17 protein-coding genes are annotated in these 23,027 nt (G+C 73.0%); 9 read left to right on the top strand and 8 right to left on the bottom strand.

Annotated features, from left to right (window positions below; all coding sequences use genetic code 11):
• Positions 1 to 79: 79 nt before the first annotated feature.
• The 3 genes from SNOUR_RS28045 (at position 80) to SNOUR_RS28035 (ending at position 3,780) form a co-directional block, all read left to right on the top strand.
• Positions 80 to 1,729, top strand: coding sequence for a glycoside hydrolase family 13 protein (locus tag SNOUR_RS28045; protein WP_067352357.1), 1,650 nt, complete (start codon positions 80 to 82; stop codon positions 1,727 to 1,729).
• A 24-nt stretch (positions 1,730 to 1,753) separates the two neighbouring features.
• On the top strand, positions 1,754 to 2,827 hold the full coding sequence (locus SNOUR_RS28040) for a LacI family DNA-binding transcriptional regulator (protein ID WP_067352354.1): 1,074 nt from the start codon (positions 1,754 to 1,756) through the stop codon (positions 2,825 to 2,827).
• Positions 2,828 to 2,922: 95 nt separating this feature from the next.
• Positions 2,923 to 3,780: a phosphatase PAP2 family protein gene (locus SNOUR_RS28035; RefSeq protein WP_079142934.1), complete on the top strand. Its 858-nt coding sequence runs from the start codon at positions 2,923 to 2,925 to the stop codon at positions 3,778 to 3,780.
• A 10-nt stretch (positions 3,781 to 3,790) separates the two neighbouring features.
• Here the strand turns inward: SNOUR_RS28035 and SNOUR_RS28030 are convergent, their stop codons facing one another.
• The 4 genes from SNOUR_RS28030 to SNOUR_RS28015 form a co-directional block, all read right to left on the bottom strand.
• Complete coding sequence (locus SNOUR_RS28030; protein WP_067352352.1) at positions 3,791 to 6,814, bottom strand: bifunctional [glutamine synthetase] adenylyltransferase/[glutamine synthetase]-adenylyl-L-tyrosine phosphorylase; 3,024 nt, start codon at positions 6,812 to 6,814, stop codon at positions 3,791 to 3,793.
• 52 nt (positions 6,815 to 6,866) lie between these two features.
• A complete protein-coding gene (gene glnA2 / locus SNOUR_RS28025; protein WP_067352350.1) occupies positions 6,867 to 8,228 on the bottom strand; it encodes a gamma-glutamylpolyamine synthetase GlnA2 in 1,362 nt (453 codons plus the stop codon).
• Positions 8,229 to 8,539: 311 nt separating this feature from the next.
• The gene (locus SNOUR_RS28020; RefSeq protein WP_067352347.1) at positions 8,540 to 9,391 is read right to left on the bottom strand and encodes an alpha/beta fold hydrolase; all 852 of its coding nucleotides are present in this window, start codon (positions 9,389 to 9,391) and stop codon (positions 8,540 to 8,542) included.
• Positions 9,388 to 10,143 (bottom strand): DUF998 domain-containing protein, encoded by a 756-nt coding sequence (locus tag SNOUR_RS28015; protein WP_067352345.1) that lies wholly within the window; start codon positions 10,141 to 10,143, stop codon positions 9,388 to 9,390. The genes SNOUR_RS28020 and SNOUR_RS28015 overlap by 4 nt, the downstream gene beginning before the upstream one ends.
• Before the next feature lie 189 nt (positions 10,144 to 10,332).
• On the opposite strand from SNOUR_RS28015, the gene SNOUR_RS48515 reads away from it, so the two are divergent.
• The 3 genes from SNOUR_RS48515 to SNOUR_RS28005 all read left to right on the top strand — a co-directional run bounded on the left by SNOUR_RS48515 (position 10,333) and on the right by SNOUR_RS28005 (position 14,625).
• Positions 10,333 to 10,458, top strand: a complete 126-nt coding sequence (locus tag SNOUR_RS48515; protein ID WP_312633967.1) for a hypothetical protein — start codon at positions 10,333 to 10,335, stop codon at positions 10,456 to 10,458.
• Positions 10,459 to 10,601: 143 nt separating this feature from the next.
• A complete protein-coding gene (locus tag SNOUR_RS28010) occupies positions 10,602 to 12,671 on the top strand; it encodes a multicopper oxidase family protein (RefSeq protein WP_079142933.1) in 2,070 nt (689 codons plus the stop codon).
• Between the two features lie 199 nt (positions 12,672 to 12,870).
• Complete coding sequence (locus tag SNOUR_RS28005; RefSeq protein ID WP_067352340.1) at positions 12,871 to 14,625, top strand: NAD+ synthase; 1,755 nt, start codon at positions 12,871 to 12,873, stop codon at positions 14,623 to 14,625.
• A 213-nt stretch (positions 14,626 to 14,838) separates the two neighbouring features.
• Here SNOUR_RS28005 and SNOUR_RS28000 read toward each other — a convergent pair whose 3' ends face one another.
• The 4 genes from SNOUR_RS28000 to SNOUR_RS27985 form a co-directional block, all read right to left on the bottom strand.
• Positions 14,839 to 16,077: an MFS transporter gene (locus SNOUR_RS28000; RefSeq protein ID WP_067352339.1), complete on the bottom strand. Its 1,239-nt coding sequence runs from the start codon at positions 16,075 to 16,077 to the stop codon at positions 14,839 to 14,841.
• Between the two features lie 191 nt (positions 16,078 to 16,268).
• Positions 16,269 to 17,189 (bottom strand): endonuclease/exonuclease/phosphatase family protein, encoded by a 921-nt coding sequence (locus SNOUR_RS27995; RefSeq protein ID WP_376738595.1) that lies wholly within the window; start codon positions 17,187 to 17,189, stop codon positions 16,269 to 16,271.
• A gap of 338 nt (positions 17,190 to 17,527) precedes the next feature.
• Positions 17,528 to 18,235: a TetR/AcrR family transcriptional regulator gene (locus SNOUR_RS27990; RefSeq protein WP_067352336.1), complete on the bottom strand. Its 708-nt coding sequence runs from the start codon at positions 18,233 to 18,235 to the stop codon at positions 17,528 to 17,530.
• Positions 18,232 to 19,863, bottom strand: a complete 1,632-nt coding sequence (locus SNOUR_RS27985; protein ID WP_067352333.1) for an MFS transporter — start codon at positions 19,861 to 19,863, stop codon at positions 18,232 to 18,234. Before SNOUR_RS27985 ends, SNOUR_RS27990 begins: the two co-directional genes overlap by 4 nt.
• Before the next feature lie 241 nt (positions 19,864 to 20,104).
• Here SNOUR_RS27985 and panB point away from each other — a divergent pair, with 241 nt between their 5' ends.
• The 3 genes from panB (at position 20,105) to SNOUR_RS27970 (ending at position 22,975) form a co-directional block, all read left to right on the top strand.
• On the top strand, positions 20,105 to 21,010 hold the full coding sequence (panB, locus tag SNOUR_RS27980) for a 3-methyl-2-oxobutanoate hydroxymethyltransferase (protein WP_067352330.1): 906 nt from the start codon (positions 20,105 to 20,107) through the stop codon (positions 21,008 to 21,010).
• Positions 21,011 to 21,101: 91 nt separating this feature from the next.
• Complete coding sequence (locus tag SNOUR_RS27975; RefSeq protein ID WP_067352329.1) at positions 21,102 to 22,148, top strand: ATP-binding cassette domain-containing protein; 1,047 nt, start codon at positions 21,102 to 21,104, stop codon at positions 22,146 to 22,148.
• Positions 22,145 to 22,975, top strand: a complete 831-nt coding sequence (locus SNOUR_RS27970) for an ABC transporter permease (protein ID WP_067352326.1) — start codon at positions 22,145 to 22,147, stop codon at positions 22,973 to 22,975. The genes SNOUR_RS27975 and SNOUR_RS27970 overlap by 4 nt, the downstream gene beginning before the upstream one ends.
• Positions 22,976 to 23,027 lie beyond the last annotated feature (52 nt).

Below are 23,027 nucleotides of genomic sequence, written 5' to 3'. Positions count from 1 at the left end.
GGCGCACCGTCACCCGCCGCCCCTCCGAGCGTTGACTTCGTGGAAGCACCTTCGCCTCATGACCTGACAGGGACGGCAGATGACCCAGGAGCTCACTTCCCCCAGCCCCGCCCCCCAGGCCGCCGGATCCGACCGAGACCGGGGATGGTGGCGCGACGCCGTCATCTACCAGGTCTACGTCCGGTCCTTCGCCGACAGCGACGGAGACGGCATCGGCGATCTGCGCGGGGCGCGCGACCGGCTCCCCTACCTCAAGGACCTGGGCGTGGACGCCGTCTGGCTCACCCCCTTCTACGCCTCGCCGCAGGCCGACGGCGGGTACGACGTCGCCGACTACCGCGCCGTCGACCCGCTCTTCGGCAGCCTCCAGGACGCCGACGACCTGATCGGCACCGCGCACGCGCTGGGCCTGCGGGTGATCGTGGACATCGTCCCCAACCACACCTCCGACCGCCACCCCTGGTTCCAGGATCCGGACCTGGCCCGACAGCGCTACGTCTTCCGGCCCGGCAAGGGCGAGCACGGCGAACTGCCGCCCAACGACTGGGAGTCGGTCTTCGGCGGCCCCGCCTGGACCCGCACCGACCGCGGCGACTGGTACCTGCACCTCTTCGCGCCCGAACAGCCCGACCTGGACTGGGAGCGGCCCGAGGTGCACCAGGAGTTCGCCGCCATCCTGCGCTTCTGGCTGGACCTGGGCGTGGACGGCTTCCGGGTGGACGTCGCCCACGGCATGGTCAAGGCCGCCGGCCTGCCCGACATCGGCCACGGCGAACAGGCCCGGCTGATCGGCAGTCAGATCCTGCCCTTCTTCGACCAGGACGGCGTGCACGCCATCCACCGCGCCTGGCGCCGGCTGCTGGACTCCTACGGCGAGGCCAACGACAAGGAGGTGATCGGGGTCGCCGAGGCATGGGCGCCCAGCGTCGAGCGGCTGGCCCTCTACGTCCGCCCGGACGAGCTCCACCAGGCGTTCAACTTCCAGTTCCTGACCACCCCGTGGGAGGCCGAGGCGCTGCGCGGGGTCATCGACTCCTCGCTGACCGCCACCGTCGCCGTCGGCGCGCCCACCACCTGGGTGCTCTCCAACCACGACGTCGTCCGGCACACCACCCGCCTCGGCGGCGGCCTGGACCGGGCCCGCGCCGCCACCCTCCTGATGCTGGCGCTGCCCGGCTCGGCCTACCTCTACCAGGGCGAGGAACTCGGCCTGCCCGAGGTCACCGACCTGCCCGCCGAGGTGCGTCAGGACCCGGCGTTCTTCCGCGGCCGGCTCGGCGGCGACGGGCAGACGGCCGACGGCTGTTCCGGCACCAGCGGCCAGGACGGCTTCCGGGACGGCTGCCGGGTGCCGCTGCCCTGGTCCGGCGAGCTGCCGCCGTACGGCTTCGGGCCGGGCGGCAGTTGGCTTCCGCAGCCCGCCGACTGGGGCCGGCTGAGCGTCGCGGCACAGGCCGGCGACCCGTCCTCGACCCTGGAGCTCTACCGCGCCGCGCTGGAGCTGCGCCGCCGTCTGCCGGGCCTGGGCGACGGGGAGATGGCGTGGCAGCCCGCCCCCGAGGGCGTGTTGGCGTTCCGCCGGCCCGGGGTGCTGTGCACCGTCAACACCCGCGGCCAGGACACCGAGATCCCGCTGCCCGGGGAACTGCTGCTCGGCACCGCGCCGGTGGCGGTCGCCGACGGGGCGGCGGTGCTGCCCGGGGACAGCTGCAGCTGGTGGGCAATCTGACATGCGACCGGTACAGTCCACCTCATGACCGCCCGGCTGGCCGATATCGCAGCACAGGCGGGTGTCAGCGAGGCCACCGTCAGCCGGGTTCTCAACGGGAAGCCCGGCGTCTCCGCCACCACCCGCCAGTCCGTGCTTGCCGCCCTCGACGTCCTGGGCTACGAGCGACCGGTCCGCCTGCGGCGGCGCAGCGCGGGGCTGGTCGGGCTGATCACCCCGGAGCTGGAGAACCCGATCTTCCCGGCCTTCGCCCAGGTGATCGGGCAGGCCCTGACCCGCCAGGGCTACACCCCGGTGCTGGCCACCCAGACCCCGGGCGGCTCCACCGAGGACGAGCTCACCGAGATGCTGGTGGACCGCGGGGTGGCCGGCATCATCTTCGTCTCCGGACTGCACGCCGACACGGACGCCGACATGGGGCGCTACGAGCAGCTGCGCGGCCAGGGCGTGCCCTTCGTCCTCGTCAACGGCTTCTCCGACAAGGTGCGGGCGCCGTTCGTCTCCCCCGACGACCGGGCCGCGGTGGAGCTGGCGGTGACCCATCTCACCGCGCTGGGGCACCGGCGGATCGGGCTGGCGGTCGGGCCGAAGCGGTTCGTGCCGGTCCAGCGCAAGATCGAGGGGTTCCTCCGCTGCGCCCAGGAGCGGCTCGGCATGGACGCGGCGGAGGCGGAGCCGCTCGTCCAGCACTCGCTCTACACCCTGGAGGGCGGCCAGGCCGCGGCCGCCGCGCTGATCGAGCGGGGCGTGACGGCGATCGTGTGCGCCAGCGACATGATGGCGCTGGGAGCGATCCGGGCCGCCCGGCAGCGCGGGCTGGACGTGCCGCGGGAGATGTCCGTGGTGGGCTTCGACGACTCCCCGCTGATCGCGTTCACCGACCCGCCGCTGACGACGATCCGGCAGCCCGTCCAGGCCATGGGGCAGGCGGCGGTGCGGGCGCTGCTGGAGGAGATCGGCGGCACCCCGGCGCCGCCCAGCGAGTTCGTCTTCCACCCCGAGCTGGTGGTGCGGGGTTCGACCGCGTCGGTGCCCAAGGCGACGCCCGGGACGGCGAAGGTACCCCGGCCGCCACGGGCCTCCCGGGTCGTCCCCTAGGGGATCGCCCGTCCTCCTGAAGGTCGATACGAGGTGTCGCTCACCCGACCGGAGGATGATCGGCCGCGAAACCCTTTCTGGCAGACTGTCTGCCTATGGGTGATGCGCATGTGAGGACATTGGACGATCTGCAGACCGCCCCGCCATCCAGCGGGGAGCACACGGAGCGTCCGGTCGACAGGGGGCGACTGGCCCGGCTGCGGACCCCGCGCTCACCCCGTCTCTGGTTCGAGATCCTGCTGATCGCGGTCAGCTACTGGACCTACTCCATGATCCGCAACGCGGTGCCCGAGCAGAAGGACAAGGCGCTGCGGAACGCCGACTGGATCTGGCAGGCCGAGCACGCCCTGGGCATCGCCGTCGAGCACACCGTCAACCACGCCGTGAACTCGGTGACCTGGTTGATCGTCTCGATGAACTACTACTACGCGACGCTGCACTTCATCGTGACGATCGGGGTGCTGATCTGGCTCTACCGCTGGCATCCCGGGCGGTACGCGGCGGCCCGGCTCGCGCTCTTCGCGACCACCGGCGTCGCCCTGGTCGGCTACTACTTCTACCCGCTCGCGCCGCCCCGGCTGATGCCGGACGGCGGCTTCGTCGACACCGTCATCGAGCACGGCACCTGGGGCTCCATGGCGTCCGGGAACCTCGCGTCGATGTCCAACCAGTACGCCGCGATGCCGTCGATGCACATCGGCTGGTCACTGTGGTGCGGCATCACCATCGCGCTGCTGGCGAAGCCGGTGTGGGGCAAGGCACTGGGCCTGCTCTACCCCGCCACCACGCTGACGGTGATCGTCTCCACCGCCAACCACTTCTGGCTGGACGCGCTGGGCGGCGTGCTGTGCCTGGCGTTCGGCTATGCGCTGGCCTGCGCGTGGTACGGGCGGCTGCCGCACCGGCTGGCGCGGTACGTGGGGGCGGCCGAGCTCGGCCCCCTCAAGGCGTGACCGCGCGCGGTCACGCCCCGTAGAACAGCTCCTCGACGACGGCCCGGGCCCGGCGGGTGATCCGCCGGTAGTCGTCGACCATCTCGCCGACGTGCCCCTCCTCGTAGCCGAGGTAGCGGCCGACCGCCGCCAGCTCCCGGCCGTCCGCCGGGAAGGTGTCGCCGGGCCGGCCGCGCACCAGCATCACCGCGTTGCGCACCCGCGCCGCCAGCACCCACGCCTCGTCCAGCGTCCGGGCCTCGTCGGTGCCGATCAGCCCGGCGGCGTGCGCGGCGGCCAGCGCGTCCCGGGTGCGGGTGGTGCGCAGTCCGGGCAGCTCCCAGCCGTGCCGCATCTGGAACAGCTGGACCGTCCACTCCACGTCGCTCAGCCCACCCCGGCCCAGCTTGGCGTGGGTGGTCGGGTCCGCGCCGCGGGGCAGCCGCTCGGACTCCATCCGCGCCTTGAGCCGACGGATCTCGCGGACCGCGTCCTCGCCCAGCCCCTCGGCCGGGTAGCGCAGCGGGTCGATCAGCTCGACGAACCGCTCCCCCAGCTCCGCGTCGCCGGCCACCGGCTCGGCGCGCAGCAGCGCCTGCGCCTCCCACACCAGCGACCAGCGCCGGTAGTACGCCGCGTACGAGGCGAGGGTGCGCACCAGCGGGCCCGACCGGCCTTCCGGGCGCAGGTCCGCGTCGATCGGCAGCGGCGGGTCGGAGGAGGGGAGCTGGAGCAGCCGGCGCATCTCGTTGGCGACCGCGTGGGCGGCCTTGGCGGCCTCCTGCTCGTCGGCGCCCTCGCGCGGCTCGTGGACGAACAGCACATCGGCGTCCGAGCCGTAGCTCAGCTCGTGGCCGCCGAAGCGGCCCATGCCGATCACCGTGAACCGGGTGGGCAGGGTGTCGCCCCAGTGCTCGCGGACCGCGGCCCGCAGGGCGCCGGCCAGGGTCGCGGCGTTGACGTCGGAGACCGCCGAGCCGACCGCGTCGACGGCGTGGCCGTGGTCGGTCTCGGCGGGGCTGGACTCGGTGCCGTACGCGCCGATGATGTCCGCCGCCGCGGTCCGGAACAGCTCCCGGCGGCGCACCCCGCGGGCCACCGCAACCGCCGCCTCGGCGCCCTCCGCGCGGCCGACCGCGGCCAGCACCTCCTGCTCCAGGGCGGCCCGGCCGCGCGGCTGGAGCCCGTCGGCGGCACCCAGCAGGGCCACCGCCTCGGGGGCGCGCAGCAGCAGGTCGGGGGCGAGCCGGCCGGCCGACAGCACCCGGGCGAGGTTCTCCGCCGCGGCGCCCTCGTCGCGCAGCAGCCGCAGGTACCAGGGGGTCTTGCCGAGCGCGTCGGAGACCTTGCGGAAGCCCAGCAGACCGGCGTCCGGGTCGGCGGAGTCCGCGAACCAGCCGAGCAGCACCGGCAGCAGCGTCCGCTGGATCGCCGCCTTGCGGGTCACCCCGGAGGCCAGCGCCTCCAGGTGCCGCAGCGCGGCGATCGGGTCGGCGTAGCCGAGGGCCTCCAGGCGGTGCCCGGCGGCCTTCGCGGACAGCCGGGCCTCGCCGAGTTCCAGGTGGGCGACGGCGTCCAGCAGCGGCCGGTAGAAGAGCTTCTCGTGCAGTCGACGCACCTCGCGGGCATGCCACTTCCACTCCCGGCGCAGCGACTCGACCGGCTCGGTGCGCAGCCCCAACGACCGTGCCAGACGGCGGAGTTCGGACTCGTCCTCGGGCATCAGATGGGTGCGGCGCAGCCGGAACAGCTGGATCCGGTGCTCCAGGGTGCGCAGGAAGCGGTAGGCGGCGTCGAGCGCGGCGGCGTCCTGGCGGCCCACGTAGCCGCCGGCCGCGAGCGCCGCCAGGGCGTCCAGGGTGGTGGCGCTGCGCAGTGTGGCGTCGGTGCGGCCGTGCACCAACTGGAGGAGCTGGACGGCGAATTCGACGTCCCGCAGCCCGCCGGGGCCGAGCTTGAGCTCCCGGTCGACCTGGGCGGCGGGGATGTTCGCCACGACCCGGCGGCGCATCTGGCGGACGTCGGTGACGAAGTTCTCCCGCTCGGCGACGTCCCACACCATCGGCGACAGCGCGTCGACGTACTCCTGGCCCAGCGCCAGGTCGCCGGCCATCGGGCGGGCCTTGAGCAGCGCCTGGAACTCCCAGGTCTTGGCCCACCGTTGGTAGTAGGCGAGGTGACTGGACAGGGTGCGCACCAGCGGCCCGTTGCGGCCCTCGGGGCGCAGATTGGCGTCCACCGGCCAGATGGTGCCCTCGACGGTGCTGTCCGAGCACAGCCGCATCATCCGGGCGGCGAGCCGGGTCGCGGCCTGGAGCGCCTTGGCCTCCTCGGCGCCCTCCCGCGGCTCGGCGACGAAGATGACGTCCACGTCGGAGACGTAGTTCAGCTCCCGGCCGCCGCACTTGCCCATGCCGATGACCGCCAGCCGGCACTGCGCGGCGTCGCCGGGCTGCTCCTCGTAGGCGATCTCCAGGGCGGCGCGGACGGTGGCGGTGGCCAGGTCGGCGAGCTCCGCCGCGGCCTCCGCGACGTCGGTGGTGCCGCACACGTCGCGGGCCGCGATGCCCAGCAGGCTGCGGCGGTAGGCGGCGCGCAGGGCGTCCGCCCGCGGCCGGTCGGCGCCCCGTTCGCCCCAGATGCCGTCGGCGAGCGCCTGCTCGAACTCCGGCGTGGTCGGGTGCAGATCGACCGACTCGTAGGTGACCAGCGACCGCCAGTCCCCCGGGTGCCGGACCAGGTGGTCGCCGAGCGCCTCGGACGCGCCGAGGACGCCCAGCAGCCGGTCGCGCAGCGGTTTGGCGGCGGCGACGGTGGCCAGCAGCTCCTGCCGCTCCGCCGGCGACAGCGCCTCCACCAGCCGCACCAGGCCGCGCAGCGCCAGGTCGGGGTCGGGGGTGGCGCCCAGCGCCTCCAGGAGCACCGAGTCGTCGCGTACGGGGGCGAGTTCGGTGGCGTCGAGCAGCGTGCCGGCCGCCGAAGGATCGGTGAAACCGTGCCTCAGCAGCCGGGTGAAGGTGCTGCTCCGCCGTCCCTGCGGAGCGGGTAGTGCCATGGGGCGGCCTCTCGGTGGCGGGTCGGCTCGGACACAGGGGCTGGTCCAGGCCCTACAGCACCGGCAGCATCTTCCGCAGCTCGAAGGCGGTGACCTCGGAGCGGTACTCCTCCCACTCCTGCTTCTTGTTGCGCAGGAAGAAGTCGAAGACGTGCTCGCCGAGGGTCTCGGCGACCAGTTCGCTGCGCTCCATCAGCTCGATGGCCTCGCCGAGGTTCTGCGGCAGCGGCTCGATGCCCATCGCCCGGCGCTCGGAGTCGGACAGCGCCCACACGTCGTCGTCGGCGCCGGCCGGGAGCTCGTAGCCCTCCTCGATGCCCTTCAGGCCGGCCGCGAGCAGGACCGCGTAGGCCAGGTAGGGGTTGGCGCCGGAGTCGACCGAGCGGACCTCGACCCGGGTGGAGCCCATCTTGCCGGGCTTGTACATCGGGACGCGGATGAGGGCGGAGCGGTTGTTGTGGCCCCAGCAGATGTACGAGGGGGCCTCGCCGCCGGCGCCCGCGGTGCGGTTGGCGCCGCCCCAGATGCGCTTGTAGGAGTTGACCCACTGGTTGGTGACGGCGGAGATCTCGCCGGCGTGCTTGAGCAGGCCGGCGATGAAGGAGCGCCCCACCTTGGAGAGCTGGTACTCGGCGCCCGACTCGTGGAAGGCGTTGCGGTCGCCCTCGAAGAGCGAGAGGTGGGTGTGCATGCCCGAACCGGGGTACTCCGAGAACGGCTTGGGCATGAAGGTGGCCTGCACGCCCTGTTCCAGCGCGACCTGCTTCATCACCAGCCGGAAGGTCATGATGTTGTCGGCGGTGGAGAGCGCGTCGGCGTAGCGCAGGTCGATCTCCTGCTGGCCGGGGGCGCCCTCGTGGTGGCTGAACTCCACCGAGATGCCCATCGACTCCAGCATGGTGATCGCCTGGCGGCGGAAGTCCATCCCGACGTTCTGCGGGGTGTGGTCGAAGTAGCCGGAGGAGTCGCCGGGGATCGGCCGGGAGCCGTCCACGGGCTTGTCCTTGAGCAGGAAGAACTCGATCTCGGGGTGGGTGTAGAAGGTGAAGCCGAGGTCGGAGGTCTTGGCCAGGATGCGCTTGAGGACGAACCGCGGGTCGGCGTACGAGGGCGAGCCGTCCGGCATCAGGATGTCGCAGAACATCCGGGCGGTGCCCGGGGCCTCGGCGCGCCACGGCAGGATCTGGAAGGTACCCGGGTCCGGTTTGGCGATCATGTCGGACTCGTAGACCCGGGCGAAGCCCTCGATGGCCGAGCCGTCGAAGCCGATGCCCTCGTCGAACGCCTGCTCAAGCTCGGCCGGGGCGACCGCCACCGACTTCAGGAATCCGAGGACGTCGGTGAACCACAGCCGGACGAAGCGAATGTCGCGCTCTTCCAACGTCCGGAGCACAAACTCCTGCTGCTTGTCCATGGTTCACCAATCCTTGCAGGTCATTTGGCCTGTCCACGCGCGGGGATCATCGCGTTCCGGCCCACCAGTATCACGTCAGGGGGTTACCGTCACATTACGCACCCTTGGCCTGAATCAGAACCGTCGACCCGTGACCCCCTTCTCGCGTGCTTCCGGAATCCTTCCCGCCGCGAACAGGGTCAGCGCCCGGTGGCGCGGGAATCGAGCGCCTTGGCCCAGTCTTGGACGCTCCGTAAGGCCCCGTTGACCCGGTATTGAGCGGTCCGTAGGGCGGCGTTCGGCCCTTTCGCACCTGCCGTCACGGACGGCTCTCAGCGCAGCTCCAGCACCGCCCGCGCGACCGCCTCCGGCGCGTCCGCCATGACGAGGTGGCCGGCGGGGGCGGCGAGTGTGCAGCGCCCGCCCAGCTCGGCGGCGAGCGCCCGCTGCCGCGCCAGCCAGCGCAGCTGGCGCGGTGACTCGCTGCCGTCGTAGGCGGCCAGCACGGTCACCGGGACGGCCGGCAGCGGGCGGTGCCGGCGCAGCTCCGCCAGGTCCGCGGCCTGATAGGGGTAGCCGGCGTTCTCCAGGGCGCAGGCCCGCAGCACCCGGCTGGTGCGGTAGCCGGCCCGCTCCCAGTCCCCGGTGCCGTGGCGGCCCACCGTCCCGGCGCGGGTGAGCAGGCGGCGCGCGGCGGGGCCGAGGAGGTGCGGCAGCCCGGCGGCGGAGAGCACACCGGCCGCCCCGCGCGCCCAGGCCGCGCGGACCGCGCGCGGCAGCCGGGGCCGGGGGTCCTCCTCGACGCTGCCGTCGACGAGGACCAGTCCGTCGCACCGGTCGGGGTGCAGCCGGGCGAACGCCTCGACGTGGAAGCCGGCCATCGAGTGACCGACGACGGTGGCCGGCGCCCGGTGGCCGAGGGCGTCCAGGAGGCCGGCGATCCGGTCGGCCTCGTCGACGAGGTCCGGCGGTGCCGCGGACGGGGCGCTCAGCCCCAGGCCGGGGCGGTCGAAGCGGACGACGGTGCGGTGCGGGACGAGCAGCGCGGCGACCGCGTCCCAGTCGAACCACGCCATACCGAGGCCGGCGCTGAGCACCACGACCGGGCCGTCGCCCTCGCTCAGCACGTGCAGCGGCAGCCCGCCGACGCGCACTATCCGACCGGGGGCGTTGCGGGGGTTCATGGGGCTCCTCGGGGCAGGTCCCGGGGCACGGCGGGGGTGTCGGCCGGGGCGCCGCGGCGGGCGCCGCGGGCCAGGCAGCCGGCGAGCACGGCGAGGTAGAGGGCGACCAGCAGCACCTGGAGGCGCTGGCCGACGCCGAGCGCCCAGGTGTCCCGGCCCGCGGTGAGGACGGCGGCCTCCGCCAGCGTCCAAGCGGTGGCGACGAGTTCGGCCAGCACCAGCGGCGGGCCCAGGCGGGCGAGCCCGGGCCAGTGGCCGTAGCGGCGGGCCGCGACGGTCAGCAGGACCAGCGCGGCGAGCGCGCCGAGCATGGCGAGCGTGCTGCTGACGGCGTGCGCGGTGTGGGTGGCCGGGACCAGTCCGGCGGTCTCCCGGGCGGCGCACACCGGGTCGCTGGTGGGGGCGCAGCTCAGCGGCAGCCGGGAGTCCAGCACGGTGGCGGCGCCGAAGAGGGCCAGGGCGCACAGGCCGGCCACCGTCCAGGGCCGGCGCCGGGCGGTGGCCAGCGCGGTGAGCGCGCCGGCCAGCACCAGCAGCCCGGCGACCAGGTCGGTGGCGCGGAACAGGCCGCCCAGCGGCTGATCGGCGGCGGCCAGTTCGCTCACGTACGCCCGCACCGGGTCCAGGCCCGTGGTGCTCACCAGTTCCAGCACCCAGGCGGTGTAGGCGAGCGCGCCGAGCAGCAGCAGGACGGCGGCGGCCCGCCCGGCGATGCCGGTACGGGCGTCTGCGGTGGAGCTGATCGGACTCACGGACTTCCTGGTGTTCGGGTGATCCCAGCGGCGCGTCCGAAATGCCAGATATGCCGGGGAGGTGGGAAGACCAAGAATAGGCAGACGGTCCACCGGACGCGGCGAGCGCGGCGCGATGGGCCACCTCCGGGGTCGGTACCCCGGGAACAAGGGTGCGTCCGTACGCCACCGGCCGTCGAGAGGTCTGCGATGGGTGAACACCGCAAGGCCGCCGCCCTGCGCGACCACCGGCTGCGCGGACCGTGGCCGATACCCCCGGGCCGCGGTGCCCACGGCGCTTCGCCGCTGACCGCCGGCTCGGTGCGCACGAGCTGACCCCGGCCTCCCCACGGCCCCGCGCCGCCCCGGCCCCGACCGCGGTCGACCGGGGCTCCCCTCGGGTCCTGGAACCCCCGCCCGCGGGAGTCCGCGGCCGCCCCGCTCCCCCGCCCCCGACATCGCCACGAGGTGCTGACCCCATGGATTCCTTTCATACGCACTCCCGCCGCGCCGTGCTCGGCGCCGGTATCGCGGTCGCCGGCAGCGGTCTGCTCGCCACCTCCGCCGGCGCGGCCCCCGGCCCGCACGACCGTCGTCACGACGACCACACCGAGCGCGGCCGCTACGTCGACCCGCACGGCCCGGAGGTCGTCGACGTCGAGGACCGGCGCTACTCCTCCGGGCGGGTGCGCCGGATGCACCTGGAGGCCCAGGAGGCCCGGGTCGACATCGGCGGCCGGACCGTCCACACCTGGGTGTACGACAACCGGCTGCCGGCCGACGTCCTCCGGCTCACGTCGGGCGACACCCTGTCGATGACCTTCACCAACCGGCTGCCCCAGTCCACCACGCTGCACTGGCACGGACTGGACCTGCGCAACGACATGGACGGCGTCCCCGACGTCACCCAGCGCCCCATTCGGCCCGGCGAATCCTTCCACTACCACTTCCGGCTTCCCCGGCCCGGCACCTACTGGATGCATCCGCACGTCGGCGTCCAGCAGGACCGCGGCCTCTACGCGCCGCTGATCGTCGACGACCCGCGGGAGCCGATGGCGTACGACCACGAGTGGGTGGTCATCCTGGACGACTGGCTGGACGGCGTGGACGGCAGCACCCCGGACGCCGTGCTGAAGGAGCTGAACCACGGCCGGGGCTCCATGCACGGCAACGACGGCGCCGACCACGGCGGACACGACTCCGACCACGGGCGCGGCACGGACGAGGGGCACGGGCACGACGCGCACGGACACGACGCGCCCGCGCACCCGAACGACCACGGCAAGGGGCGCGAAGGCCAGGGGCCCGGCCACGACGGCCACGGCGCGGGCCACAGCAAGACCAACGGCAACACCAAGAGCACCAGCCACGCCAGCAGCCACAGCAGCAGTCACACCAGCAGCCATGCCGGCAGCCACGACAACGGCAGGACCGAGCACCACGTCCACAACGGCGACGTCGGCACCGACGAACGGGTTCCCCGGACCCCGCCGATCATCAAGGACCTGGGCCTCGACGGGATCCTCCCCAAGGTGGACTCCTCGGGCCTCGGCAACCTGGGCCTGAACCTGGCCGACAAGAACCTGCACGACTTCGGCCTGGGCGGCCTGCCCCTGCACGGGATGACCGCCACCGCGGCCGCGGGCGCCGCGGCCCGGGCGAGCCGCGGCGCCCGCCGCGACGACGGCCCCGGGCGCGGCCACAACGGGCCCTCCCGCCTGCTGCCGACCAGCGCCCACAGCAACGTGCTGGACGGCATGCCGGGCAACGTGGACTACCCCTACCACCTCATCAACGGCCGCACGAAGGACGACCCGGACACCTTCCGCTGCCGCCCCGGGGACCGGATCCGGATCCGCTTCATCAACGCCGGCGGCGACACCGCCTACCGGGTGGCACTGGGCGGCCACCGGATGGTCGTGACGCACACCGACGGCAACCCGGTGCGGCACACCCGCGCCGAGCAGCTGCTGATCGGCATGGCCGAGCGCTACGACGTCCTGGTCACCGCCCGTTCCGGGGTCTTCCCGCTGGTCGCCGTCGCCGACGGCAAGGGTCGGAACAAGACCGCACTGGCCCTGCTGCGCACCGCGAGCGGCCGGGCGCCGGAAGCCTCGGTCCACCCCAAGGAGTTGGAGGGGCCGCTGACGACCGCGGACCGGCTCCGGGCGCACGAGAGCGTGCGGGCCCGGGACCGGCGGCCGGACCGCGTCCTGACCATGAAGCTGACCGGCACCATGGACCGCTTCGACTGGGCGATCAACGGGCGCCAGTACACCCCGTCGCAGCGCTATCCCATCCGGGAGGGCGAACGGGTGCGGCTGGTGTTCCAGAACGACACCACCATGTGGCACCCGATGCACCTGCACGGGCACAGCTTCACGCTCCCCGATGGCGGGCCGCGCAAGGACACAACGGTCCTGCGTCCCGGCAAGCGCGTGGCGGTGGACTTCGACGCCGACAACCCCGGTCTGTGGATGCTGCACTGCCACAACGTCTACCACTCGGAGTCGGGGATGATGACCATCCTCGGCTACCGGCGGGACTGACCGACGACCTCGGCCGGCCCGGTGCGCCCCACCAGGCCGGCCGGGCCCTCGCCCGGCCACCACCGGGCCGCCGCACGCCGATCGGCGGCGAGTAACACCGTTACAGAACGTCGAGCAACACCGTTGCAGAACCCGCCGCGCGCGGCCCCGTAGCGCCGCGCACCCCCCATTGCGTCAGAAAGACGATTACACTGGCGGGGTGCCTCAGCTTCGTCTCGCCCTCAATCAGATCGATTCCTGCGTCGGCGACATCGCCCGGAACGCCGAGACGATCGTGCACTGGACCCGGCACGCGGCCGGCCAGGGCGCGCATCTCGTCGCGTTCCCCGAGATGGCACTGACCGGCTACCCCGTCGAGGACCTCGCGCTGCGCCCGTCGTTCGTCGAGGCCAGCCGGGCCGCGCTGCCGGCGCTGGCCGCCCGGCTGGCCGCGGAGGGACTGGGCGACGTCCCGGTCGTCGTCGGCTACCTCGACCGCTGCCCGCAGGCGCTGCCCCGCTACGGCCTGCCGGCCGGCGCCCCGCAGAACGCGGCGGCGGTGCTGCACCGCGGCGCGGTCGCCCTCACCTTCGCCAAGCACCACCTGCCCAACTACGGCGTCTTCGACGAGTTCCGCTACTTCGTCCCCGGGGACACCCTGCCGGTCGTCCGGGTCCACGGCGTCGACGTGGCGCTGGCCATCTGCGAGGACCTGTGGCAGGAGGGCGGTCGGGTGCCCGCCGCGCGCAGCGCCGGCGCCGGGCTGCTGCTGTCCGTCAATGCCTCGCCGTACGAGCGGGACAAGGACGACACCCGGCTGGAACTGGTCCGCAAGCGGGCCCAGGAGGCCGGCTGCACCACCGCCTACCTCGCGATGATCGGCGGGCAGGACGAGTTGGTCTTCGACGGCGACTCGATCGTCGTCGACCGGGACGGCGGGGTGATCGCCCGGGCCCCGCAGTTCGCCGAGGGGTGCGTGCTGGTCGACCTGGAGCTGCCCGCCGCCGCGCCGGAACCGCCGTCCGGGGAGCTGGACGACGGGCTGCGGGTGGACCACGTCGTGCTCTCCGCCGAACCCCTGCCGCCCTACCCGCCGCAGACCCTCGGCGGACAGGCCGAACGCCTCGGCGACCTGGAGGAGATCTACACCGCGCTGGTGGTCGGGCTGCGCGCCTACGTCGCCAAGAACGGCTTCCGCAGCGTGGTGCTGGGACTGTCCGGCGGGATCGACTCCGCGCTGGTCGCCGCGCTGGCCTGCGACGCGGTCGGCGCCGCGCAGGTGCACGCGATCGCGATGCCCTCGCGCTACTCCTCGGAGCACTCGATCGGCGACGCCGCCGAACTGGCCCGCCGCACCGGACTGCACTTCCGCACGGTGCCGATCGGCCCGATGTTCGACGCGTACATGGAGGCGCTGGGGGTGACCGGGCTGGCCGAGGAGAACCTCCAGTCCCGGCTGCGCGGCACGACCCTGATGGCGCTGTCCAACCAGGAGGGGCACCTGGTGCTCGCGCCGGGCAACAAGTCCGAGCTGGCGTGCGGCTATTCGACGCTCTACGGCGACTCGGTCGGCGGCTACGGCCCGATCAAGGACGTCTACAAGACCGTCGTCTTCGAGCTGGCGCGCTGGCGCAACCGGGCCGCCGCCGAGCGCGGCCAGACCCCGCCGATCCCGGAGCACTCGATCAGCAAGCCGCCCAGCGCCGAGCTGCGGCCCGGCCAGGTCGACACCGACTCGCTGCCGGACTACGCGGTGCTGGACCGGATCCTGGAGCTGTACGTCGACCGCGACCGGGGCCGCGAGGAGATCGTGGCGCAGGGCTTCGAGGAGGCGCTGGTGACCCGGGTGCTGCGGATGGTGGACCACGCCGAGTACAAGCGCCGGCAGTACCCGCCCGGCACCAAGATCTCCGCCAAGGGGTTCGGGAAGGACCGGCGACTGCCGATCACGAACCACTGGCGGGAGGGGGCCTAGGGGCTGTCCGATGGGTCAGGGTCGGCAAGGCCGTGGCGTCTGGTGCGGTGCATCGCAAGGCGCCGGAGCGGCTCGATAGCGGAGCTATGGAGCGGCTCGATAGCGGAGCTATTGGGGCGTTTCGGCAACGCGGCGAGGTGCCGTACCAGACGCCACGGACCCGGCCATGACCCATCGGACAGGCCCTAGGGGCTGCACCGCCGCGGGCCCGACCTAGCGGCTGACCGCGTCCGATGCGCCGGGCGCCGCCGGCTCCGGCTCCGGCTCGTTCTCCCCGCCGCGTGCCACGATCCGCGTGGGAGCGTCGGGTGCGCCGCGGTCCAGCAGGCCGGCCAGCAGCGCCACCGCCAGGCCGGCGGCGGCCAGCACCGCGCCGGCCAGGGTGGGCGAGGTCCAGCCCCAGCCCGCGGAGAGGACCAGACCGCCGATCCAGGCGCCGCCGGCGTTGGCGAGGTTGAACGCCGACTGGTTGGAGGCGGCGGCCAGCGTCGGCGCCTGCTGCGCCTTGTTCATCACCAGCATCTGCAGCGGGGTGGTGGTCAGGAAGCCGATGGCACCGATCAGGACCACGGTGACCAGCGCCGCCCACTTCACGGGGGCGGCGAAGTGGAAGACCACCAGGACCAGGGCGAGCGCGCCGAGGGAGCCGTAGAGGGTGGGGCGCAGTGCCCGGTCGGTGAGCGGGCCGGCCGCCAGCGCGCCGAGCGTCATGCCGATGCCGAAGAGGGCCAGGACCAGCGGGACCGAGCCGGCGGCGAAGCCGGTGACCTCGGTCATCATCGAGGCCAGGTAGCTGTAGACGGCGAAGACCCCGGCGAAGCCGAAGACGGTGGTGAGCAGGCCGAGCAGCACCTGGCGGTCGCCCAGGGCGCGCAGTTCGCCGCCCAGGCCGGTGTTCCGGTCGGCCGGCAGCGGCGGGATCAGCCGGGCCAGGGAGGCCATCGCGACCAGGCCGATGACGGCGACGACGAGGAAGGTGGCACGCCAGCCGAGGTGCTGGCCGAGCAGGGTGGCCGCGGGCACGCCGACGATGTTGGCGATGGTCAGGCCGAGGAACATGGTGGCCACCGCGCGGGCCTGGCGCCCCTCGCGCACCAGCCGGGCGGCGACCACCGCGCCGACGCCGAAGAACGCGCCGTGCGGGAGCCCGGCCAGCAGCCGACCGGCGATCAGCAGGCCGAAGGTGGGGGCCAGGGCGGAGGCGAGGTTGCCGACCGTGAAGACCGCCATCAGCACGACCAGCCACCGCTTGCGGGGGACCCGGGAGCCGAGGGCGGTCAGGAGCGGGGCGCCGATGACGACGCCGAGGGCGTAGGCGGAGACGAGGTAGCCGGCGGTGGGCACGGAGGTGCCCAGATCGTTCGCGACGTCGGGCAACAGGCCCATCATCACGAATTCCGTGGTGCCGATACCGAAGGCCGAGATCGCGAGCGCGAGCAGAGCCAAGGGCATGGAGAACCTTTCGGGGTGGGGTGCGCGGTGCGGCGCGCGGCGGTCCAAGTTCGAATGCGGAACAAAGTCTCCCAGGCGGAGTGTTCCGACGTGAAAACGGGACGTGAAAAGCCCGCGTCGGCAGGACGGCCGCGGGACCGTCCTGCCGACGCGGGCTGTCGGTCGGCCGTGCGCCGCACGGCCGACCGCCCTCAGATCTTCACGGTGGCCGCCACCGGCCGGTGGTCGCTGCCGGTGGCCGGCAGCACCCACGCCTTGACCGGGTCGATGCCCTTCACCAGGATCTGGTCGATCCGGGCCATCGGGAATTCGGTCGGCCAGCTGAAGCCGAAGCCGTCGCCCGCCGCGCCCTGGGCGGAGCGCAGCTGCGAGGTCAGCGGGGCCAGCGAGCGGTCGTTCATGGTGCCGTTGAGGTCGCCCAGGAGCATGACCTGGCGGACCGGGTCGGCGGCGATCGCCTCGCCCAGCGCCCGCGCGCTGCCGTCCCGCTGGTTGGCGGTGAAGCCCTTGTCGACGTAGACCCGCACGGACGGCATGTGGGCGACGTAGACCGCGACCTGCCGGCCGTCGGGGGCGGTGACGGTGGCGCGCAGCGCCCGGACCCAGCCGATCTTGATGTCCACCGGCCGGGCGTCGGCCAGCGGGCGCTTGCTCCACAGGCCGACGGTGCCCTGCACCGTGTGGTACGGATACGCCTCGGCCAGGCCCTTGCGGTACACGGGCAGGGCGGTGCCGGTCAGCTCCTCCAGGGCGACCACGTCGGCGCCGGACGCCACGATGTCCCGGGCGGTGCCCGCCGGATCGGCGTTGCCCGCGTCGACGTTGTGGCTGAGCACGGTCAGATTGCCGCCGGTGCCGGACTTGTCGGTGATCTGCCCGCCGAAGAGGCTCACCCAGGCGACGGCCGGCAGCACCAGCGCCACCAGCGCGGTCGCCGAGCGGCGCAACAGGGCGCAGAGCAGCAGCAGCGGGACGCCCAGTCCCAGCCACGGCAGGAAGGTCTCCAGCAAACTCCCCAGGTTCCCCACGGTGTTGGGGATCCGGGCGTGCAGCACCATCGCCAGCCCGAGCAGGACCGCGAGCACCGCCAGGATGATGCCGCGCCGCCACATCCCTTCGCGGCGCCACCAGTTCCGCAGGCGTCCGGACCGGGAACCGGCCCGCTCGGACCCCTGACCCTGTTCCGGCTCCGTCATGTACGCCTGCGCCATACCGCTGTCCTCACTACCTTGCCGCCCTGCTCCGGTGCGCCTCACCTGTGATCTTCGACCCTAGGCGATGGCTGTGAAACGCATTCTTAGATCGACGTTCCGCCGGACCCGTCTTCGCGTTCCCGCAGGAGAGGACGGTGGGTCCGCCGCCCCGGGTTCCGATCGGGCCGTTCGTGACAGCGGCTGTGACACAACGGGCATGGTCCGGTCATACGGGCCGGGCGCCGGTCGTCGGGCGCTCACTCCGCGCCCGGTGCGGTCCCCGTCGCGGGTCCGTTCACGGGTCCGTCCGCCGGCCGCGTCGCCGGCCGGGGCCGGACGCCCTCCAGCACGGTGTCGACGATGTCCTCGGCGAGCCCCTCGGGGAGTTCCTTCCACTCGTGGAGGATGGCGCGGGCCAGCATCGGGCCGACGAAGAGGTCGGCGAGGGTCTCCAGATCCTGGTCGGCGCGGATCTCACCGCTGGCCACCCCGCGCCGGAGCACCCCGAGCAGCGCCTCGTGCCGAGCCCGGACGACCGTCTCGTGGTACTCCGCCCACAGCTCGGGCTGGGCCTGGACGTGGCTGACGACCGTGCGCAGCACCGCCGAGCTGCGCTTGGCCAGGCCGCGGCGGCGCAGGAACTCCAGCAGCCGCACCAGGTCCTCGCGGACCGAGTCGCCGTCCAGCGGCGGACAGGGCGTGTCCTGGGACCGCATCACGTCCAGCAGCAGCGCGCTCTTGCCGGGCCAGCGGCGGTAGAGCGTGGCCTTGCCCACCCCGGCCTCGCGGGCGATCCGCTCCATGGACAGCTCGGCTATCGGGACACCGTCCTCGATCAGGCGGAGCACCGCCTCGACGATGGCGGAATCGGCGGCGGCGCTGCGCGGGCGGCCCCGGCGCCGGGGGGCCGCCGACCCCGCTCGCGCCCCGGCCGTCCGCCCGCGGTCTTCCGCCACCCGGCTCATCGTGTCGCGCCCGCCTTCTGTCCGTCCCGCGGCTCCGCCGCGTGCGGACCCGGGGCCATTTTGCCCGGCAGGAATGCCGCGACCACCACGGCCCCGATCACCGAGACGGCCGCCGACCCCAGCGCGGTGACGTGCATGGCGTGCAGGAAGGCGTCGTCGGCCTTGACGGTCAGTGTGCGGGCCGCGAGCGGGCGCAGCCGGGCGGCGAGGCCCAGGGTGGCCTCGATGGACTCGCCGGCCGCGTTCCGCACCGGGCCCGGCACGCCGCGCAGCGCGTCGAGGGAGTCCTGGATGCCGGTGCGGTAGGTGGTGGAGAGCAGCGAGCCCAGGACGGCCACGCCGAGGGTGCCGCCGACCTGCCGGAAGATGTTGTTGAGCGCCGAGCCGGAGCCGGCCTTCTCGCGCGGCAGCGACTGCATGATCGCGACGGTGACCGGCGGCATGATGTGCGCCATCCCGGTGCCCTGGAGGAAGAACAGCACCTCCAGCACCCAGATCGGGGTGTCCGTGCCCAGCAGCAGCATCCCGGCCATCGTGACGGCCACCACCAGCATGCCGACGGTGCACACCGCGCGGGCGCCGAAGCGGTCCACCGCGAGCCGGGCCCGGGGCGCGAAGATCAGCTGGGCGGCGGCCAGCGGCAGGATCAGCACCCCGGACTCCAGCGGGCTGTAGCCGCGCACGCTCTGGACGTAGAAGACGATGAAGAACGTGACGCCCATCAGCGCGAAGAAGACCAGCGCGATGGCGGCGACGGCGGCCGAGAAGGCGGGCTTGCGGAAGTAGCCGATGTCGATGGACGGGTGGTCGCTGCGCCTCTGGTGGACGACGAACCCGGCCAGTACCGCCAGGCCGCCGAGGACCGTGGCGAGCACCTCGGGGACGGTGAAGTCGGCGAGCTGCCCGCCCTTGATGATCCCGTAGACCAGCAGGACCAGGCCGACCACCGAGAGCAGCACCCCGACCGGGTCCAGTCTGCCGGGGGCGGGGTCCTTGGAGTCGGGCACCAGGAAGACCATCGCGACCAGCGCGCACACCACGATCGGGACGTTGATCAGAAAGACCGAGCCCCACCAGAAGCGGTCCAGCAGCAGCCCGCCGGCGATCGGGCCGACCGCGATGGCCAACCCCACGCCGCCGGCCCAGACGCCGATCGCCCGGGGCTGCTCCTCGCGTTCGAAGACGTTCATCAGGATGGCGAGGGTGGCCGGCATGACGAACGCGCCGCCCAGGCCCATCAGGGCACGGAAGGCGATGAGTTCGGCGGGCGAGGCGGAGACCGCGGCGAGCACCGAGCCGGTGCCGAAGACCGCCAGGCCGAAGAGGAGCACCTTCTTGCGGCCGAGGCGGTCGCCGAGCAGGCCGGAGGTGAACAGCAGCCCGGCGAAGACCAGCGTGTAGGAGTTGATCGCCCACTCCAGCTCGCTCTGGGTGGCGCCGAGGCCGGTGGGGGCCGGGGTCGCGATGGTCTTCATCGCGACGTTGAGGATGGAGTTGTCCAGCACCACGATCAGCAGGCTGAGCATCAGGACGCAGAGGATCAGCCAGCGCCGGCGGTGGATGTGCGCGGGGATGCGGGAGGCGGCTGAGGCGCCGGACGCGTCCGGTGGCGTCGGTGAGGTGGCCATGACGCCACCATACGCTTATATCGATACGGAACCGTTTCGTATTGGTGGCGAGCCGGGCCAAGGCCACCGGTTCGCCGCAGCCGACCGCCCGCCGCCCCGGGTCCCCGGCTCCCACCACCCCGGCCCCGTTTGCTCCCGCCGCCCCGCCCCCTTTTGCTCCCCGGGCAGGGCGTGCCAGCATGGAGGGGAGTCCGGAGACACCGTCAGGGTGCTTCGAGATGAAGAAACAGGAGCCGTCACCATGACGCAGCTTTCGCCTGCCCAGAAGCCGGCCGCGGGGGCCACCGCCGAGCCCACCGCCAAGCCCGTCAAGGACAACCCCAAGTCGCTCTACGGGGGCACCAGTTCGCGCCGGATCACGGTCCGCGACATCGCCGCAGCCAAGGAGCGCGGCGAGAAGTGGCCGATGCTCACCGCCTACGACGCGATGACCGCCTCGGTCTTCGACGAGTCCGGGATCCCGGTACTGCTCGTCGGCGACTCCATGGGCAACTGCCACCTCGGCTACGAGTCCACCGTGCCGGTCACGCTGGACGAGATCGCCATCCTGTCCGCGGCGGTGGTCCGCGGCACCAAGCGCGCCCTGGTCGTCGCCGACCTGCCGTTCGGCTCGTACCAGGAAGGCCCGGTCCAGGCGCTGCGCAGCGCCACCCGGCTGGTCAAGGAGGCCGGGGCGGGCGCCGTCAAGCTGGAGGGCGGGGAGCGCTCCGCGCACCAGGTGGAGCTGCTGGTCTCGTCCGGCATCCCCGTCATGGCGCACGTCGGGCTGACCCCGCAGTCGGTGCACGCCTACGGCGGCTACCCGGTCCAGGGCCGCGGCGAGGAGGCCGCCCAGCAGCTGCTGCGGGACGCCAAGGCGGTGCAGGACGCCGGGGCCTTCGCGGTGGTCCTGGAGGCGGTGCCGGCCGAGCTGGCGGCCGAGGTGACCCGCTCGCTGCACATCCCCACCGTCGGCATCGGCGCCGGGGTCGAGTGCGACGCCCAGGTGCTGGTGTGGACCGACATGGCGGGCTTCACCGCCGGCCGGGTGCCGCGGTTCGTCAAGCAGTACCTCCAGCTGCGCGAGCTGCTGGGCGGCGCGGCCAAGGCGTTCGCCGAGGACGTGGTCGGCGGCGCCTTCCCGGCCGAGGAGCACACCTTCCATTGAGGCCCGACCGACGGGCCGCCGACAACCGGTCCTCCCGGGCTGTCGGCGGCCTGTCGGTGCGTTGTCGGTGGCGGCTGGCACCTTTGAGGGCATGACGCGACAGACGATATCCACCAGGGGCGGCAACGCCGTGGAGGTGCGCGGTCTGGTCAAGCACTTCGGCGCGGTCAAGGCCGTCGACGGAGTGGATCTGGACGTGCGGGAGGGCACCGTGCTCGGTGTCCTCGGCCCCAACGGCGCGGGCAAGACGACCCTCGTCCGCTGCCTGTCCACCCTCCTGGTGCCGGACGCCGGCCGCGCCGTGGTGGCCGGCTGCGACGTGGTGCGCCAGCCCCGCGCGCTGCGCCGCCGGATCGGCCTGACCGGCCAGTACGCCTCGGTCGACGAGAAGCTCTCCGGCTGGGAGAACCTCTACATGATCGGGCGGCTGCTGGACCTGCCCCGCAAGGACGCCCGCACCCGCGCCGACGAGATGCTGGAGCGGTTCTCGCTGACCGAGGCCGCCAAGCGGCCGGCCGGGAAGTACTCCGGCGGCATGCGGCGCCGGCTCGACCTGGCCGCCTCGATGATCGGCCGACCGGCGGTCCTCTTCCTGGACGAGCCGACCACCGGCCTGGACCCCCGCACCCGCAACGAGGTCTGGGACGAGGTGCAGCGGATGGTCCGCGACGGCGCCACGGTCCTGTTGACCACCCAATACATGGAGGAGGCCGAGCAGCTCGCCGACGAGCTGACGGTCGTCGACCGCGGCCGGGTCATCGCCGAGGGCCGGGTCGACGAGCTGAAGGCCAAGGTCGGCGGCCGGACGCTGCAGATCCGGCCGACCGGGGCGGGCGAGCTGGACCGGATGGTGGGCGCCATCGCCCAGGCTGGTCTGGACGGCATCACCGGGGCCACCGCCGACCACGACGGGGGTGTGGTCAACGTCCCCATCGTCAGCGACGAGCAGCTGACCGCGGTGGTCGGGCTGCTCGGCGCCCGGGGCTTCGCACTGGCCGGGATCAGCACCCATCTGCCCAGCCTGGACGAGGTGTTCCTGGCCATCACGGGCCAGAAGACCTCCGGGGCCGGCACCCCGGAGTCCGATTCCGACACGCACGACGAACAGGCCGCACAGCACGCGGAGGTGGGGGTATGAGCACCGCGACGATCACGGCGCCGATCGGGAAGGCCGGCGCCGACGAGGGCCGGATCGGGCTCCGGGGCAATCTGCGGCACATCGGCGCGCTGGTGCGCCGCAACCTCGTGCAGATCAAGAACGACCCGGAGACGCTGTTCGACGTCCTCCTGATGCCGATCATCTTCATCCTGCTGTTCGTCTACGTCTTCGGCGGCGCCATCGCCGGCAAGGGCAATCAGCAGGAGTACGTGCAGTATCTGGTGCCCGGCATGATGGCGATGATGGGCATGAACGTCGCCATGGCGGTGGGCACCGGCGTCAACGAGGACTTCCGCAAGGGCGTGATGGACCGCTTCCGGACGATGCCGATCGCCCGGTCCTCGGTCCTGATAGCCAAGATCGTGGTCGAGATCCTCCGGATGCTGCTGGCCACCACGATCCTGCTGGCCATGGGCCTCCTGCTGGGCCTCGAAATACGCGGCTCGCTGCTGGAGTTCGCCGGTTCGGTCCTGCTGTCCACGGTCTTCGGCGCCGCCCTGATGTGGATCTTCATCCTGCTGGGGCTCAGCGTGAAGACGCCGCAGGCGGTGCAGGGCATGGCGATGCTGGTGCTGATGCCGCTCCAGTTCGGCTCGTCGATCTTCGCGCCGACGACGTCGATGCCCGGCTGGCTGGAGGGCTTCACCAAGGTCAACCCGCTGTCCAACCTCGCCGACGCGGCCCGAGCGCTGATCAACGGCCAGGGCGCGGTGGCCCATCCGGCGCTGATCACCCTGGGCTGGACGGTCGTCATCACCGCCGTCACCATGCCGCTCGCGGTGCGGAAGTTCCGCTCCAAGACCTGACGCACCGCCCGCGGGGAACCTCCCCGCGGGCGGCCGACGCCCGCCCGGCCCG

The sequence above is a fragment of the Streptomyces noursei ATCC 11455 genome (genome assembly GCF_001704275.1).
Taxonomy (GTDB): domain Bacteria; phylum Actinomycetota; class Actinomycetes; order Streptomycetales; family Streptomycetaceae; genus Streptomyces; species Streptomyces noursei.
This window is presented reverse-complemented; position numbering and strand designations above follow the sequence as displayed.